The sequence below is a fragment of the Catellatospora methionotrophica genome (assembly GCF_011297335.1).
GTDB lineage: Bacteria > Actinomycetota > Actinomycetes > Mycobacteriales > Micromonosporaceae > Catellatospora > Catellatospora methionotrophica.
The window spans coordinates 38171-54784 of the sequence record NZ_JAAOTJ010000003.1 but is presented as its reverse complement, the minus strand read 5'-3'; the positions used below and the strand labels follow the sequence as shown (position 1 = coordinate 54784).

15 protein-coding genes are annotated in these 16614 nt (G+C 72.1%); 8 read left to right on the top strand and 7 right to left on the bottom strand.

Annotated elements, in window-relative coordinates:
* Nucleotides 1–102 precede the first annotated feature (102 nt).
* Nucleotides 103–528: a hypothetical protein gene (locus HAV40_RS11010; protein ID WP_166380844.1), complete on the top strand. Its 426-nt coding sequence runs from the start codon at nucleotides 103–105 to the stop codon at nucleotides 526–528.
* A gap of 44 nt (nucleotides 529–572) precedes the next feature.
* Entirely contained in the window at nucleotides 573–1001 is a 429-nt protein-coding gene (locus HAV40_RS11005; RefSeq protein WP_166380843.1) for a glutaredoxin family protein, read from the top strand.
* Nucleotides 1002–1059: 58 nt separating this feature from the next.
* Here the strand turns inward: HAV40_RS11005 and HAV40_RS11000 are convergent, their stop codons facing one another.
* The 3 genes from HAV40_RS11000 to HAV40_RS10990 form a co-directional block, all read right to left on the bottom strand.
* Nucleotides 1060–1947, bottom strand: a complete 888-nt coding sequence (locus HAV40_RS11000) for a permease prefix domain 1-containing protein (RefSeq protein WP_166380842.1) — start codon at nucleotides 1945–1947, stop codon at nucleotides 1060–1062.
* A complete protein-coding gene (locus HAV40_RS10995; RefSeq protein ID WP_239086790.1) occupies nucleotides 1944–2357 on the bottom strand; it encodes a PadR family transcriptional regulator in 414 nt (137 codons plus the stop codon). Before HAV40_RS10995 ends, HAV40_RS11000 begins: the two co-directional genes overlap by 4 nt.
* A gap of 69 nt (nucleotides 2358–2426) precedes the next feature.
* Nucleotides 2427–2813, bottom strand: a complete 387-nt coding sequence (locus HAV40_RS10990) for a VOC family protein (RefSeq protein WP_166380841.1) — start codon at nucleotides 2811–2813, stop codon at nucleotides 2427–2429.
* 182 nt (nucleotides 2814–2995) lie between these two features.
* Between HAV40_RS10990 and HAV40_RS10985 the strand changes: the two genes are divergently transcribed.
* The 3 genes from HAV40_RS10985 (at nucleotide 2996) to HAV40_RS10975 (ending at nucleotide 5514) form a co-directional block, all read left to right on the top strand.
* The gene (locus tag HAV40_RS10985) at nucleotides 2996–4390 is read left to right on the top strand and encodes a cellulase family glycosylhydrolase (protein WP_166380840.1); all 1395 of its coding nucleotides are present in this window, start codon (nucleotides 2996–2998) and stop codon (nucleotides 4388–4390) included.
* 205 nt (nucleotides 4391–4595) lie between these two features.
* Entirely contained in the window at nucleotides 4596–5237 is a 642-nt protein-coding gene (locus tag HAV40_RS10980) for a M23 family metallopeptidase (RefSeq protein WP_166380839.1), read from the top strand.
* Nucleotides 5238–5301: 64 nt separating this feature from the next.
* Nucleotides 5302–5514: a hypothetical protein gene (locus HAV40_RS10975; RefSeq protein WP_166380838.1), complete on the top strand. Its 213-nt coding sequence runs from the start codon at nucleotides 5302–5304 to the stop codon at nucleotides 5512–5514.
* A gap of 3 nt (nucleotides 5515–5517) precedes the next feature.
* On the opposite strand, the gene HAV40_RS10970 is transcribed toward HAV40_RS10975, so the two are convergent.
* The 4 genes from HAV40_RS10970 to HAV40_RS10955 form a co-directional block, all read right to left on the bottom strand.
* Nucleotides 5518–6891, bottom strand: coding sequence for a carboxylesterase family protein (locus tag HAV40_RS10970; RefSeq protein ID WP_166380837.1), 1374 nt, complete (start codon nucleotides 6889–6891; stop codon nucleotides 5518–5520).
* Nucleotides 6892–6950: 59 nt separating this feature from the next.
* Nucleotides 6951–8912: an FAD-dependent oxidoreductase gene (locus HAV40_RS10965; RefSeq protein WP_166380836.1), complete on the bottom strand. Its 1962-nt coding sequence runs from the start codon at nucleotides 8910–8912 to the stop codon at nucleotides 6951–6953.
* Nucleotides 8913–9121: 209 nt separating this feature from the next.
* Nucleotides 9122–10780, bottom strand: coding sequence for a heparinase II/III family protein (locus tag HAV40_RS10960; RefSeq protein ID WP_166380835.1), 1659 nt, complete (start codon nucleotides 10778–10780; stop codon nucleotides 9122–9124).
* 2 nt (nucleotides 10781–10782) lie between these two features.
* On the bottom strand, nucleotides 10783–11910 hold the full coding sequence (locus HAV40_RS10955) for a substrate-binding domain-containing protein (protein ID WP_203671720.1): 1128 nt from the start codon (nucleotides 11908–11910) through the stop codon (nucleotides 10783–10785).
* Nucleotides 11911–12242: 332 nt separating this feature from the next.
* Here HAV40_RS10955 and HAV40_RS10950 point away from each other — a divergent pair, with 332 nt between their 5' ends.
* Genes HAV40_RS10950 through HAV40_RS10940 form a run of 3 tightly spaced genes read left to right on the top strand, consistent with a single transcriptional unit; the run spans nucleotide 12243 to nucleotide 16600 of the window.
* Complete coding sequence (locus HAV40_RS10950) at nucleotides 12243–13253, top strand: hydroxyacid dehydrogenase (protein WP_166380833.1); 1011 nt, start codon at nucleotides 12243–12245, stop codon at nucleotides 13251–13253.
* A complete protein-coding gene (locus HAV40_RS10945) occupies nucleotides 13250–15304 on the top strand; it encodes a DUF2264 domain-containing protein (RefSeq protein WP_166380832.1) in 2055 nt (684 codons plus the stop codon). The genes HAV40_RS10950 and HAV40_RS10945 overlap by 4 nt, the downstream gene beginning before the upstream one ends.
* 27 nt (nucleotides 15305–15331) lie before the next feature.
* Entirely contained in the window at nucleotides 15332–16600 is a 1269-nt protein-coding gene (locus HAV40_RS10940) for an ABC transporter substrate-binding protein (protein ID WP_239086788.1), read from the top strand.
* Nucleotides 16601–16614 lie beyond the last annotated feature (14 nt).

The following is a 16614-nucleotide window of genomic DNA, read 5'->3' as shown; positions in this document are numbered from 1 at the left end:
GTGGTCATCCGGACGGCCCTGCGGGGCGTCAAACACGTCGATACCCTGACGGTGTTCTCGAACCCCGGCGGGAAGCGGCGGCAGATGGATCCTTTCGCGATCTTGGGAACCGGCAGCGGTGGCGGAACGTGGCTCGTCACCGACTCGAACCGCTACCTGACCGTGCACAACCACAGCAGCCGCACCGTCTTCGTCGCGCTGTGCGGCGGCCGGGACTCCCACGCCGTGGGCTGGTGCGCCTTCGCCGACGGCGAGGGCCGGACCGTGCCGATCGCGGTGCCCCGCAACGGCTGGGACACGGTCTGCCTGTTCGCCAGGACCGCCGACGGCGGCTGGTCGATCGGCGGCACCGAGAAGTTCTACGTCGCGCAGCCGCGCGGCGGCGACGCCCTCCGGCAGGGCTTGTCGTTCCAGGTCAAGAACGCCCGCACACAGAGCCCGTCGATGGTGGCAGGGGCCGGTGAGCTCAGGATCGTGGGCGGTATCGGCATCCCGATGCGCGGCGACGTCTCCTACCGGATCGGGTAGGGCGCGCTCGCCGACGGCGCGCACCGGCCCGCTACCTTGGCCGCATGGCGCGCAGATGGATGTTGGCCGTTCTTTTCGCGTTGGTCGGCCTGGCGATGGCGGCGCGGCAGGTGAGCACCGGATCACCCGGTGCCGGGGTCGCGCTGGGGCTGGTCTTCGCCCTGCTGGCCGTGGCGGTGTCGCCGCTGGTGTTCCCGCGCTCGCTCGCCGCGGCCGAGGCGCAGCGGCGCAGCGCGGCCGACGGCCGCCCGATCGTCTACTGGCGGCCCGGTTGCCAGTACTGCCTGCGCCTCCGCCTGCGCCTGGGTGCCCAGGCGCACCGGGTGCACTGGGTCGACATCTGGCGTGACCCGGACGGCGCGGCGGCGGTGCGGGCCATCACCGGCGGCGACGAGACGGTGCCGACCGTCGTGGTCGCGGGTCGGCCGCACGTCAACCCCGATCCCGGCTGGCTGCGGCGGCAGTTGGCCTGAATCCAGCGCCGACGCGAACCGGCCGGGTGCTGACGCACCCGGCCGGTCTCCGTTTCCGTCAGGAGCGGTGCGCGTCGGTGCCGCGCGGGCGGAACATGCTGCGCGCCATGACGACGAACATCGCCAGGACGCCGCCGACCAGGGCCAGCCACGACCACGCCCAGCCGACCGTGACGGTCAGCACGACGAACCCGGCGATCGCGGCGAGCCAGATCGCCACGGTGTAGATGCCGAACCGGGCGGCGGCGGCCGGATCGCCCGCGAACACGTCGCCGATCTGCTGGTGCTCGCGCTGCAGGCGGACCATCCAGGGCTTGTGCCGGTTGGTCTGGGTCACGCCGAGCCAGGTGAACGCGACAGCGGCGGCGAGCAGCAGCACCCCGCCGGTGACCAGCAGCCCGACCGGCCACCGGGGGTAGGCGGCCGCCACGCATCCGGCACCGGCCAGGGCCACCGTCGCGGCGGTGCCGTAGCCGGCGGCGCGGGCGGTCGGCAGGGGATAGCTGGAGGTGGTCTCCTGGCGCAAGGCGTCGGCGACGATGACGCCACCGGCCAGGGCCAGCACCGCCACGGCCAGCGGCTGCCAGCCGCGCGCGGCGCTGTCGAGCACGGACCAGGCCAGCAGCGCCAGTGCGGCGGCCGCCAGCAGGGACAGCAGCAGGGTGCGTACGACGTAGCCGGGACGTGGCCGGACGCGCTGGTCGAGCCACGGGGCCGTGGACGGCGCGGCGGCGGTCTCGGACACGATCGAGGAGATGTCGCCCAGTTCGGCCATGGCGCGCTGGGCGGAGGTGTCGCTGCCGACGCCGGACTTCTCGAGTTCGGCGATGCGGGCGACGAGGTTGGCGCGCATCTCCTCCTTGAGGTCGCGCGCCTCGGGGGTCATCTCGATTCCGGCGAACGCCTCGTCGAGCAGGCGGTGGATCGCCAGGCTGCCGTCGGTCATTGCTGTGGCCTTCCGGGTCGGGTGGTGCCCGTACGGGCTGGTCTGCCGAGATCGAGCAGGGTGTCGATGAGGCCCCGGGTGATCTCCCAGGCGCCGACGTTGTCGCGGTACACCGCACGCCCGGCGTCGGTGATGCGGTAGTACTTGCGCCGGCCGCCCTGGGTCTCGTCGCCCCAGTAGGCCTCGACGAGGCCGTCTTTGAGCAGGCGGCGGTAGCTGGCGTAGAGCGTCGCCTCCTTGATCTCGTAGGCACCGCCGGTGGCGTCGCGGATCGTCTTGAAGATCTCGAAGCCGTAGCTCTCGCCCTGGCTCACGACCGCCAACACGATCGTGTCGGTATGCCCACGCAGGAGGTCGGCTGCGAAGGCGTCGCTCGCCAGAAAGGTATCGCTGTCAGTGTTCTCGGGCACGTTGAGTACTGTAACAGATAAAGTACTCGACTACGCAAGGCCGCATGGCGGCCGAGCTCGGCTGTCACCTCACCGCTGGTCGCGGCGCAGCGGGTGGTCGGCGGGAACCTCGACGAGCACGATGCGCACCCCGTCCGGGTCCTCGATCCACATCTCGTCCAGGCCCCAGAACTCTCGCCGGGGCTCGCGCACGATCGCCACACCCCGGGCCGCGAGGCGCTCGTGCTCGGCTCGCAGGTCACGGACCTGCAGCCAGATGCCGGTCGTCCCCGGGCCCGAGTCCGCGGTGCCGCCGGATACCTCCAGCAGGCCCTGGCCGAGAAAGAAGACCACGCCGGGATGCTCGGGCGGCCCGAACTCGCGGTAGACCGCCAGCCCGAGCACGTCGCGGTAGAAGCGCTGCGAGGCTTGCGGGTCGGCCGGGCGGAGCAGGATGCGGCTGCTGAGGACGTCCATGGCCCGATCATCTGTCATCGATGGCGGGGGAGGGGTGGTTCCTATTAGTTGCACGTACCGACGAATGCGCCTACGCTGGCCACCGCGCGGGCAAGTCGGGGCAGCGATCAGCGATCAGGCATACGTGCCTGTGGGCATGACGCGATCCGCCCCATCATGGGGCCTCCTCCCCGAGGTAGGTCATGAAAAGACTGCTCACTTCCGTCGGCGTCGCCGTACTGGCCGCCGCCGCCTCCGTCCTCGTCGCCGCCGCCCCCGCTGAGGCGGCCGTCGGCCTGCACATCAGCGGCCGCAACATCGTCGAGGCCAACGGCCAGAACTTCATCATGCGCGGCGTCAACCACGAACACGTCTGGTTCACCGGCCAGACCCGCGCCTTCGCCGACATCAAGGCCGCCGGAGCCAACACCGTGCGGGTCGTGCTCGGCAGCGGCAAGCGCTGGGGCCCGTCCACCGACGTCGCCGACGTCATCACCCTGTGCAAGCAGAACCGCCTGATCTGCGTCCTGGAGGTACACGACACCACCGGATACGGCGAGGACGCCGCGGCGGCCACCCTCGACGAGGCGGTCAACTACTGGATCAGCCAGAAGAACGCCCTGGTCGGCCAGGAGAACTACGTCGTCATCAACATCGGCAACGAGCCCATCGGCAACACCAACGCCGGGCAGTGGACCGCCGCGACCACCGCGGCGATCCAGAAGATGCGCACCAACGGCTTCCAGCACCTGCTCATGGTCGACGCACCGAACTGGGGCCAGGACTGGCAGTACGTCATGCGCGACAACGCCGCCACGATCCTCGGCGCCGACACCCAGCGCAACACGGTGCTGTCGATCCACATGTACGACGTGTTCAACACCGCCGCGTCGATCCGCGACTACCTCGACCGGTTCAGCAACAACGGCTGGCCGCTGGTCATCGGCGAATTCGGCTGGCAGCGCTCGTCCAACAACGTCGACGACCTGACCCTGGTCGCCGAGGCGCAGGCCCGCGGGCTGGGCTACCTGGGCTGGTCCTGGGCCGGCAACAACGATCCGTACCTGGACATGACCGTCAACTTCGACCCCACCCAGCTCACCACGTGGGGTCTGCGGCTGATCAACGGCGTCAACGGCCTCAAGGCGACCGCGAAGGAAGCCACGATCTTCGGGGGTACGCCGTCGCCGAGCGCGTCGGCGTCGCCGCGGCCCTCGGCGTCGCCGAGCGCCTCCCCGAGTCCGTCGGCCTCGCCGCGCCCGTCCACCTCGCCGAGCGCGTCACCGCCGCCCGGCGGGCGTGCCTGCACCGCCACGTACGCGGTCGTGGGCCAGTGGCCGGGCGGATTCCAGGCCGACGTACGGGTGACCGCGGGCAGCGCGGCGATCACCGGCTGGACGCTGACCTGGACGTTCGCCAACGGCCAGACCGTCACCCAGGCCTGGAGCGCCACCGTCACCAGTAGCGGAGCGGCCGTGACCGCCCGCAACATGAGCTACAACGGCAGCCTGGCCGCCGGTGCGGGCACGACCTTCGGGTTCCTCGGCTCCCACACCGGCACGAACGCCGTACCCACGGTGACCTGCACCGCGAGCTGATTGCGGGAGCCGAGCCGCGCGTCGCACGCCCGGCTCGGCTCCCGCTCCGGTCCCGCCCGCTCCGGCGCGCGCTCCGGCTCCGTGCTCGGGCTCCGGGTGGAGATCACTGTTTTGGGTCGAAAGGTGGGGCCGGACCTCACTTTCTGACACGGAACAGTGATCTCCGGCGTCCCACGGCGTTGCCGGGACCTGCCACTATCGGAGCGTGGCGACGGTTTATCGCGGTGGGAAGGGGCGGCGCAGCTCCAGGGCGCGGGCGCGGCTGTGGCGCACGGCCGGGGTGGTGGCGGCGCTGGCCGTGGTGGTCGGGGCGGCGGTCTGGCTGTGGCCCGCGGGTCCGCGGCCGGTGTTCCAGCTGCCCGTCGCGTGCGGTGAGAAGTGGCAGCTGGGCACCTATCCGGGGCACGGCGCCAACGACGTCGACATGTTCCCGATGTCCGGGCAGTCCTGGGGGCGGCCGGTGCTCGCGTCCTACGGCGGGACGGTCGTCGAGGCCGGGATCAACGGCGAGCTGGGTGGGCGTACGCAGAAGAATCCGCAGGGTCCGCGGGGTAGCGGCGGCGGCTACTGGGTGAAGATCGACCACGGCGGCCGGTGGGTGACGGTGTACATGCACCTGCTCGAACCGCCGATGGTCAAGGAGGGCCAGCGCGTCGAGCAGGGCGATCAGCTCGGCAAGGTCGGCAGCACCGGTGCCTCCGGCGCGGCCCACCTGCACTACGAGCAGCGCCGTGGCCTGCAGAAGGTCGAGACGTACTTCGACGGCGTCGCGTCGGGCATCGTCGACGACGACCGCGAGTACACCGTCATGCGCACCAGCGGCAACTGCGCGGGCGCCAAGCGGTAGCCGGCCCGGCACGGGCAACGAGACGATCACGGTCATCGGGTACGGCCATCACCGGCGGCACCCGGTGCGGGCGCACATCAAGGCGAGGTACGTCGGCGGCTGGCGGGCCGAGCTGGTCTACCGTCCGGTCATCCTGCGCGCGGTCCACGCCGCCGAAGGCGAGGAGCGCACCTGCCACCGCTGGCGGTACGACTTCTGGCCGACCGAGCCCGAGTACGGCGAGCACCTGGCCGTCATCGCCGCCAGCATCCAGCGCAGCCTGCACGGGAGCCGGTGAGCCTCACCTGCCGAAGCGGTGCACGGCCGCGCGCCGACCGTCGTAGGGCGCCCAGCCGTGCGCGGTCAGCGCGGCCCCGCCACCGGCGGCGAACGACAGCCACGCCTGGCGCAGCGCGCGGCCGTGCCCGGTGACGTCGTCCCAGCTCTGCCCGGCGAGCATCGGCACCTGTGCCCAGGCGTCGGCGTCGCCGAACAGCCAGGGCAGGTCGCTGCAGTGTCCCGCCCGGTACGGCGACGCCGAGGCCGCGCCGTCGATGCCGTACATGAACACCCGCGCGCCCGCCCCGGCCAGCAACCTGGCGAACCGCAGCGTGGGCCGGGTGAACGCGGTCCAGGTGACCATGCCGATGACGCCGTTCTCGACGGCGCGCCCGACCAGCGGCACCCGCTGCGAGATCGGGCCACCGGCCAGGAAGTAGGCCATCTCGCGGCGGGTCGTGCCGAGCACCACGTCGAGGTCGGCGGCACCGGCCCGGCATGCGGCCAGCCATCCGGGGGCGCCGGGCAGCGGGTCCGCACCCGACACCGGCCCGTACGCCGGAGTGAACCCGCGCCCCGACAGGTCCTTCTCGGCCGCCTGCTGCGCGGTGAGCAACTGCTCCAGCGTGGCCTGCCGGGGGTCGACGCCGAGCCGGGCCAGGAATCGCTCGCCCAGCCGCCCGGTGTCGGGTGCGCCGCCCAGCCCGAGCCCCAGCGGCGGGCTCTGCAGCACGACCCGGCGGAACAGCGGCCGGGCCTGCTGCACACCGAGCAGGCAGGCGATCGAGTGCGCGCCGGAGGACTGCCCGACCAGGGTGACGTTGTCCGGGTCGCCGCCCAGGGCGGCGGCGTTGTCGCGGACCCAGCGCAGGGCCTCGATCTGGTCGAGCAGGCCCAGGTTGCCGGGGGAGACACCCGGTGCGGACAGGTAGCCCAGCGCCCCGAGCCGGGAGTTGACGCTGACCACGACGACGCCGCCCTCGCGGGCGAGACGGTCGGTGCGGTAGCGGTCCCAGGAGCCCGCGCCGGAGCGGTACGAGCCGCCGTGCAGCCAGACGATCACCGGGCGGCGTGCCCCGTCGGCGGCCGGGGTGACGATCGTCAGGTTGAGGCAGTCCTCGGACTGCGCGCCGATCTCCGGTCGGCCGCCCGCGGACCCGGGCCTCGCCTGCGGCTGCGGGCTGACCCCGCCGTGCTGCACGGCGTCGCGGACCCCGGACCAGGGCTGCTCGGGCACGGGCGGGCTGAACCGGGCCGCGGTGGCGTACCGTACGCCGCGCAGCACCGTCAGCCCGTGCTCGCGCCGTCCGCGAAGCGTGCCGGCGCGTACCGTGACCAGCGCGTCGTCGCCTGGGGTCGCCTGGTCGCCGCGGTGGACGGGGGAGTCGGAGCGCACGCCGTCACGATATTCCGGAGAAGTCCGCCGATGCACTCCGGTGGTGTGCCAGTCCTCGGTCAGCCCGCCGTGACCGCCCCGTCGGTCTGCTGCGGGCGGCGCTGCGCACCCGGCAGGACACTCGCGCCCAGCGCGGTCTCCAGTTGCTCCCAGCGGGTCACCAGGTCCGAGATCATCAGCATCATGACGTCGGGGAACGCGTACAGGAACGTCTTGTACCGGTAGTGGTCCAGGTAGTACAGGCGCACGTCGTCCACGGCGGTGACGGTCGCGGTGCGGGCGTTGAAGAACAGGTCGTGCGCGCCGAGCAGCGCCCCGCGGGACATGACCGCGGGCTCGTACACCCCGCCGAAGTCGACCTCGACGCGGCCGTCGGCGATCAGGTAGATCCCGTGCGCGGCGTCGTCCTCGCGGCACACGGCCTCGCCAGGCGCGAACGACAGCTCGTCGAACATCGACGCCAGCGTCTCCAGTTCGGCCTCGACCAGCGGCGCGAGCAGCCGCACCCCGTACGGGTCGACGCCGTCGCGCAGGCACGCCACGCGTTCGCGCAGGTCGTGTTCGGCGAGGTGACTCATCCGCATCCGGGCGAACCGCTTCATCCGGTCGATGTCGCGGCGCTGGCGGCGCGGGGTCTCGGCGCTGGGCGCGGTGTACAGGGAGGTGTCGCCGCTGATCCGGGCGGCCTCGCGCAGGCCTGACTCGTAGGCGCTGTGCACGCAGCCCCAGTGGTAGGAGTTGGTGGCCTCGCCCGCGAAGAACAGCCGTCCGGCGACCGGTTCGGCGAGCACGCCGATGTCCTTCGGGGAGGCGTCCACCCCGATGCAGGCGTACGAGCCGCGCGCGAACGGGTCACCGGACCAGCCGGTGCGGGAGACGTGCGCGGGGGCGGGCGCGTCGGGGCCGAACAGGTCCCGTACGACGGTGTCGCCGTACTCGGCGACCTGCTCGTCGGACCAGGTCTCCAGTTCGCGGCCGAGCGAGCCGCCCAGCAGCATCACCAGGATCGGCTTGCCGTGCGACTTCCACATGCTGATCACGACCGTGGGATGGCGGTCGGTGTCGCGGCACAGGTAACCGAAGGCGTACTGCTCCAGCGGCCAGAACGGCTCCGCGAAGTGCAGTGCGATCTTGTTGAGGGTGCCGAACCCGAGCCTGTCGATCGCCGACTGCTTCGGCTCGGGCAGCGGCGGGTCGAAGGCCACGGTCCCGCTCTTGAGCACCCCGAGCGGCAGGGTGACCAGCACCTTGTCGGCGGTGAAGTCGCCGTGGGCGGTGACGGCCCGGACCGGTCCCGGCCCGCCGGTCTCGATCCGTGTCACGACGTGGCCCAGGCGTACGTCCAGGCCGTCGGCGAGGGCGTCCACGACGGACTGGTAGCCGCGGTGCAGGACGCTGTCGCCGTGGCCGTAGACCAGGTAGCCGTCCTCCCAGAACTTCAGCGACAGCCGGTCGGCGTCCTCGGCGACGTCCTCGCGCAGCACCACGTTGAGGTGGTAGCGCACGGCGTGCTCGTCGTCGGGGCTGTAGCCGCGGGCGGCGAGGATCTGCGTGATGGCCTGGGCCAGTGACATGTCCGGCAGTTCGCGTCGGCGGGCGTGCTCGGCGCGCTGTTCGAGTTCGTGCAGTACGCCGTCGGCCAGTTCCAGGGTGCGGTTCTTGGCGGCCTGGCCGATCATGCGCCGGTCCGCGCCGAACAGGTCGAGGCTGTCGAAGCCGCCGGTGTAGGAGCTGTCCCCGCCGACGTAGCTGTAGCCGATCTCCAGCCGTTCGACGAGCTCGGTGATCGGGTTGCCGTCGGTGCCGTGGATCCAGTGCGCGCCCAGGTCGACGCCCTCGGCGTCGGTCCAGATGCGCCCGCCGACCCGCTCGCGTGCCTCCAGGACCGTGACGGTGTGGCCCAGCCCGCGCAACGCCGTGGCGGCCGCCAGTCCGGCGATCCCGGCCCCGATCACGAGCACCGTGTGCAGACCTTCACCGGACACGTCACCGGACACTGGATGACCGTTTTGCTCAGACATAGGAGAATTGTCGACCACGCCGGGCCGCCGCCGGAAGAGGCGGAAAAAGGAGCAGATCGCCCCGGCGTGGCGTCGAGCGCCGACGATGATCGCCGTCTCGTGCCGAAAAGTGCGGCAGGACTCCACTTGTGACCCTAAGCGGCGATCATGGACGGCGGTCGTCCGATCCTGGCCGATGGCAGGCGATCCTCCTGTCGAGGGCCGTTCGATCAGGCGAGCTCGAACACGAAGCGGTGGCTGGAGCGCCCGGCTGGGGCCAGGGTGGTGCAGGTCAGGCGATATACCCGGTCGGGTTGGGCCTGGTGGTCGCTGGTCGGCTCCACGGAGACCGCCGCCTGGGGGCAGTCGTGGGTGAGGGTGGCCAGGCCGTCCCAGTCGGCAGAACCGGTGGCCAGCACAGGTTCGCGGCGGCTGATGAACAGCTCCTCGACGGGCAGGTCCCGTGCGGCGTCGATCTCGTCGGTCAGTTCGAGCCGCCCGTCGGACCAGCGGAAGCGCCGGACCAGCGAGCGCAACCCGTCGACCTGGTACGCGCCGGTCAGGTCGAGGTCGAAGCTGACCGTGCCGCCGTCGTCGGCGTGGTGCAGCACCTTCGCGGCCCGGTCCGGCCCCGGTAGCTGGGCCTGGCCGTCGATGACCGGAACGGAGTGACCGCGCGCCGACGGGTGCAGGAACGCGTGGCGGCCGGGTCCGAAGTAGCCGGCGGTGTACTCGCCCGCGCCGAGGTCGTCCAGCACGCTGACGCCGTGCGTGTGCAGGACGAAGTGGCCCAGGTCGTTGTGGTTGTGCGGCTCGTCGTTGTTGCCGCCCTTGGCCGCGAACCCGGTCCGCCCCCGGTGCACCACCCAGGCCAGGTCCGGCAGGTAACTGCTGTTCCCGGTGGGCGCGGGCGCGGGCAGCGGCCGGAACCAGGCCAGCGTCCGGGACAGGTGCCCCCACCGGTAGCAGTGGTCGTCGTGCAGCGACGGCACGACCCGCGCGGGCGGAGTGCCGAACCGTTCGGCAAGCCGCGTGAGCAGCCCCGCTGGCAGCCACGGCCGCTCGGAGGCGTCGGAGAACGGCACGTACGCCCCGCCGCCCAGCGCCACCCGGTGCGGGAACGCCGCGATCTGCGCGACCTTCGCCGAGTCCAGCAGGTCGTGGCCGGTGTGCTCGCGCAGCGCCTCGGCGAAGTAGACGAAGTAGCCGAAGCCGTAGACCCAGTAGTCGACGCCTTCGGCGCAGCCGCCGTCGTCGCCGAACCCGCCCAGGTAGCGGTCCATGGCCCGGCGGCTGCGGTCGAGCATCGCGGCCAGTGCGGCGGCGTCGGCGGGGGAGTCGTGCAGCAGTGCGAGCGCGGCGAGCCCGGTCGCGCCCGCGCACACGGCTTCCCAGTTGTTGCCGTGGCCTTCCCAGTTCAGCGGCCGCGCGTCGAGGTACGGCTCGAAGACGCGCCGCCGCACCTGCGACCGGACCCGGTCGCCCACCCGCCGGTCGAGCCGGTCACCGAGGGCGGCCACGGTCTCGGCGACGGTGTGGGCGGTCTCGGCGGCGAACAGGTCCAGGCACTGTTCGGGTCCCCGGTCCTGGTCGGCGCTGTGGCGCACGTGCGCCGGCAGGGCCCAGGTGTACTCGTCGCAGACCGACCACAGGGTGTCGGCCAGCGGCCCGAGGTCGGTGTCCGGGTCCAGCAGTGCCTGGGCGGCCTGCGCGGCCAGGCGGGCGCGGCGGCGGAAGTAGCGGCGCTCGTAGCGGATGCGGTTGCCGGTGTCGAAGTAGTCGCGGTAGGCCGAGAAGCCGAGGTCGGGCAGGGGCTCACCGGTCGCCGCGGCCCGGATGTCGCGCAGCAGCGAGGTCAGCTCGCCCGCGGGGCGTGCCAGGGCCGGCATGGTCACTGGCGGGTGCCGCTGGAGTCGCGCACGATCAGCTGGGGGCTGATCAGCACCCGGTGCACCGGGCGGGCCGGGTCCAGGATGCGCTGGGACAGCAGCTGCATCGCGCTCTCGCCGATGGTGTACTTCGCCGGGCGGATGGCGCTCAGCGTCGGATTGGCCAGGCCCGCGACCTCGTCGTCGAACGCGACCACGGCCAGGTCGCCGGGGACGCCGATGCCGCGTTCCTCGCAGCGGGTGACCAGCGAGATCGCCTCCCGGTCGGAGTGGGCCAGCAGCGCCGTCGTGCCGGTGGCGAGCCAGGCGTCGATGCCGCGGTCGATCTCGGCGTCCCAGCGCGGATCGCGGTGGTCGGGGCTGATCAGTTCGGGGGTGCCGGGGTCCAGGCCGATGTCGGCGACGGTCTGCTGCCAGCCGCGCCGCACCGCGGGGGTGTGCGGGCTGCTGGCCGAGGCGAGGAAGCCGACCCGGCGGTGGCCTCGCGCGGCCAGGTGCCGCACGGCCAGGCTCGCGCCGAACGCGTGGTCAGTGGACACCGATTCGACGTGCTCGTGGTAGACGCCGACGGTGGCGGTGCGTTCGAGGAACACCACCGGGATGTCCAGTGCGGCCAGCCAGTCGATGAGCTGTGCGGCCTGCTCGCCCAGGGTCGGCGGGGCGATCAGCAGACCCTGGATGCCCGCGGTCTCCAGCAGCCACGTCGTTTGGCGGCGTACGTCGGCGACGTCGTCGTAGGACGATCCGCGCAGCACGATGCGCACCCCCGCGTCGGGCGCGGCGTCACGGGCCCCGCGGATGATCTCGGGCCAGTAGTAGTCCAGTGACGGCACGACCATGCCGACGGCGGGCAGTGACGACTCGTCGGCTGCTCCTGCGCGGCCGGGCTCGGCGACCGCGACGCGCAGGTGCGGCTGCCCGTCGTTGGCGCGGGGCAGCCGGATGCCGCCGTGTACGCGTTCGATCGCGCCCTCGTCGGCGAGCTGGGCGATGTCGCGGCGCACGGTGACGGTGGTGACGCCCAGCGCGCGGGCGATCTCGCTGACCCGCAGCGTGCCGTGGGTGTGCAGGTCGGCCAGGAGCCGTTCGCGGCGCTGGTCGGGCAGCAGCGGTGGCTCGGACAGGGTCACGGCTGGGCCTCCACGGTGGTGTCGCGCGTGTCGGGCTCGATTGTGCACGGACGCGCGGTGTGGCACGGCACGCGGCGGGCCGCCGTCCGGGCGGATCCGACCGGCCCGGACGGGCATCGACGGCGGGCTGCTCGCACCATCGGTCCCTCCCTCACACTTGAAACGAACATATTCGTTCACAAAGAAAAGCCCAGGTCTACGCGTTGCGTGTTACAGGTTCGTAACGGGCCCTTGTCGTGCAGTTTCTAGACTGGTCTACTTTGCGCACTGTTCGAACGAACATAAACAAACATATCAGCAAGGCTCTGTGAACCGGGGAGAGGCCACCGCATATGTACCGTCCGCAGGCACTGCTCGTGATGGGGCCCGAACCGTTCCGGCTCCAATTCGGGCCCGCAGAACTGCAGCGGCTGCGCGCGCTGGCCGACCTCGGCGACCCGATCTGGACCGACGACCTCGACGACCCGCACGTCCGGGCCCGCCTGGCCGACACCGACGTCCTGCTCACCTCCTGGGGCGCCCCGACGCTCACCGCGCAGCGGCTGGCCGCCGCGCCCCGGCTGCGGGCCGTCCTGCACTGCGCCGGCAGCGTACGCAACCTCGTCTCCGACGAGATCTGGCGGCGCGGCATCCTGGTCACCAGCGCCGCCGAGGCCAACGCCACCCCGGTCGCCGAGTACACCCTCGCCGCGATCGTGTTCGCCGGCAAGAAAGCCCACGTACTGGCCGCCGAGTCACGCCGTCGCCCCGCGAACTGGGACGCAGTGCACCACCGCGAGGACCTGTCCAACTACGGCCGCACCATCGGCATCGTCGGCTTCTCCCGCATCGGCCGCCGCGTCGTCGAACGGCTGCGCACCCTGGACACCGCGCAGGTGCTCGTCACCGACCCGTACGCCGACCCGGCCGCCGTCACCGCCGCCGGCGGACGACTGGTCGAACTCGACGAACTGCTGACCGCCGCCGACATCGTCTCGCTGCACCTGCCCGAACTCCCGCAGACCCGGCACACCCTCGGCACCCGCGAGCTGGCCCTGCTGCCCGACGGCGCGACCGTCATCAACACCGCCCGCGGGGCCGTGCTCGACACCGCCGCGCTGGAACGCGAATGCGCCACCGGGCGGCTCAACGCCATCCTCGACGTCACCGACCCCGAGCCGCTGCCCGCCGGATCCCTGCTGGCCCAGCTGCCCAACGTCATGATCACCCCGCACATCGCCGGGTCGCTCGGCTCGGAGACCCGCCGCCTGAGCGCCCAGGCCCTCGACGAACTCGAACGCCACGTCCACGGCCGACCCCCGATCGACGCCGTCACCAGCGAAGCCCTGGAAGTGATCGCATGAGCTCCCACCGCACCGCCGTCGACGAGCAGCAGGCGAGCCTGTCGCCGTACACCGGATGGACCCGCACCCACTGGTCCGCGCTGGCCGACCACCTGCTCGCCGCCGCCTGGCGGCACGCCTCACCGACCGGAGCGCTGATCACCCCGCCCGGGCCGCCCGGCGGCTACGGCACCGCCGTCGACGGCCTCGAAGGCTTCGCCCGCACCTTCCTGCTCGCCGGGTTCCAGATCACCGGCGAACACGGCAACGACCCCGCCAACCTGCTCGAACGCTACGCGGCCGGCCTCGCCGCGGGCACCGACCCGCGCTCGCCCGAACGCTGGACCACGCCGCGCGAGCACGGCCAGGCCAAGGTCGAGGCCGCGTCGATCGCGCTGATCCTGGACATGACCCGGCCGTGGCTGTGGGACAACCTCGACCATGGCGTACGCGACCGCGTCGTGGACTACCTCGCCCAGGTCGTCGGCGACCACGCCTACCCGCAGACGAACTGGGTCTGGTTCCGCATCGTCGTCGAGCAGTTCCTGGCGTCGGTCGGCGGACCCTTCTCACCCGACGACATGGCAGCCGACCTGGCCACCCACGAGTCGTTCGCCCGCGACGGCGGCTGGTACTGCGACGGGCCCGAGCGCAGCTACGACCACTACGCGGGCTGGGCGCTGCACCTGTACCCGATCCTGTGGAGCCGGATGACCGGCGCGCAGGACCGGGCCGCCCCGCTGCTGCCCACCTACCGCCAGCGCCTGGACCGCTACCTGCTCGACGCGGTCCGGCTGGTCGGCGCGGACGGCTCCCCGCTGATCCAGGGCCGCAGCCTCACCTACCGCTTCGCGGCCGCCGCACCGTTCTGGGCGGGCGCCCTGGCCGGCAGCGACGCGCTGGCCCCGGGCCTGACCCGCCGGGCCGCGTCCGGGATCGTCAAACACTTCACCGACCGCGGCGCACCCGACGACGACGGGCTGCTCAACCTCGGCTGGTTCCACCCGTGGCGGCCCATCGCCCAGCACTACTCCGGCACCGGCTCGCCGTACTGGGCGTCCAAGGGCCTGCTCGGACTCGCCCTGCCCGCCGAACATCCGGTGTGGACCGCGACCGAGCAGCCGCTGCCCGTCGAGCAGGCCGACCAGTTCGCGGTCGTCGCCGCACCCGGCTGGGCCCTGTCGGCGACCGCCGCCGACGGCGTCGTGCGCGTCTACAACCACGGCACCGACCACGCCCGCCCCGGCGACCGCAGCACCGACTCGCCGCTGTACGCCCGGTTCGGCTACTCGACCGCGACCGCCCCCGCGATGGACGACGACGGCTGGCACTGCCCGCTGGACCAGTCGGTCGTGCTGCTCGACACGCACGGCGAGGCCACCCACCGCAGCGGTTTCACCACCCTGGACGTACGGGCCTTGGACGGCGACGCCGCCGTGCTGGCCTCCCGCGCCCGCTGCCACTGGGTCACCCCGGACCCCGCTGCCCTCGACTACGGCTCCGGGCTGACCGGCCAGGCCGTCGACGCGGCCACCGTCACCACCGTGTCGGTGGTGCGCGGCGCGTGGGAGGTCCGGCTCATCCACGTCGACCCGGCCGCGGCACCCGGCTGGGAGCAGGTCACGGCACTGCGCGTCGGCGGCTGGCCCGTCCCGGCGGCACCGGCCGAGGACCGGTCGAGCCCGATCGACGCCCCGGCGCATCCGCAGCCCGCCAGCCCGGCAGCCGGACCCGGCCTGCCCGTCGCCGAAGCCGTCGGCACGACGCTGACCTCGACCGCCGTCGGGCTGTACGGCCTCGACGTCGCCGGGGTGCACACCGTACGCGACGCCACCCCGCTGGCCGCCCACACCGCCATCCCCTGGCTGCAGACCAGGCCGCAGACCGGCTGGCACGCCGCCGCGTTCGCGCTCAACGGCGGCGACCTCGCGCCGCTGGCCCAGATCTCGGGACCCGAGGACGCGCCGGTCGTCCGGGTCACGTGGCCCGACCAGGTCACCACGACGGCGGCGCTGCCCGCGCCGCCGACCGGCCCGCACCACCACGCACAGAACAGATCCTCCGCCGCGTAAGCGGCCGTCCTTTAGGAAGGAACGTTCGTGAAGAGAAGGAAGATGCTGGCAGCGGCCGCCCTGGCGATGGCGGCGACCCTGCCGCTGACCGCGTGCGGCTCCGGCGGCGACGAGACCGAAAGCGGCCCCGTCGAGCTCACCGTCGCGGTGTGGAGCCTGGCCTCCACCCCCGAGTTCCAGACCCTGTTCGACGCCTTCCACCAGGCGAACCCCGACATCACCGTCAAGCCGGTCGACATCCTCGCCGCCGACTACCCGACCAAGGTCACCACGATGCTCGCCGGTGGCGACACCACCGACGTCATCACCATGAAGACCCTGGCCGACTACGTGCGCTTCGCCGGACGCGGACAGCTCAAGGACATCACCGCGGCCGCGACGTCGGCCGAGGGCGGCAAACTCGCCGGGCTCGACCAGTACAAGCAGGAGAGCGACAAGTACTACGCGCTGCCCTACCGGCAGGACTTCTGGGTCCTGTACTACAACAAGAAGATCTTCGACGCCGCCGGCCAGCCCTACCCGACGAACCTGACCTGGGACCAGTACGTCGAACTGGCCAAGAAGCTGACGTCGGGCACCGGCGAGAAGAAGGTCTACGGCGCCTACCAGCACACCTGGCGCTCCATCGTGCAGGCCATCTCCGCCGCGCAGACCGGCGGCGACCAGCTCGGCGGCGACTACAAGTTCTTCGCCGACCAGTACAAGACCGCGCTGGCGCTGCAGGAGGCCGGGGCCACCCTCGACTTCGGCACCGCGGTCACCCAGAAGACCGGCTACGCCTCGATGTTCGAATCCGGCAAGACCGCGATGCTGCCGATGGGCACCTGGTACATCGCCAAGATCCTGTCGGAGAAGAAGAAGGGCACCACCGACGCCGACTGGGCCATCGCCCCGATGCCGCAGCGGCCCGGCGCGACGGGCGTCACCACGTTCGGCGCACCGACCGCGTTCGCGGTCAACAAGAAGGCCAAGCACGCCGCCGCCGCGCAGAAGTTCGTCGAGTTCGCCAGCTCGCTGGCCGGCGCGAAGGCGATCACCGGCATCGGCGTCGTCCCGGCGTACCAGAGCGACGAGATCCGCCAGCAGTACTTCACGCTGCCGGGCATGCCCACCGACGACCTGTCGAAGAAGGCCTTCGCGCCCGAGAAGGTCAACCCTGAGATGCCGGTCAGCGACAAGACCGCGAAGATCGACACGATCCTCAACGAGGAACACCAGCTCATCATGACCAAGCAGAAGGCGATCGAGGACGCGATCAAGGAGATGGAGTCCCGCGTCAAGAGCGAAGTCAACTGACCCACGCACGCGGG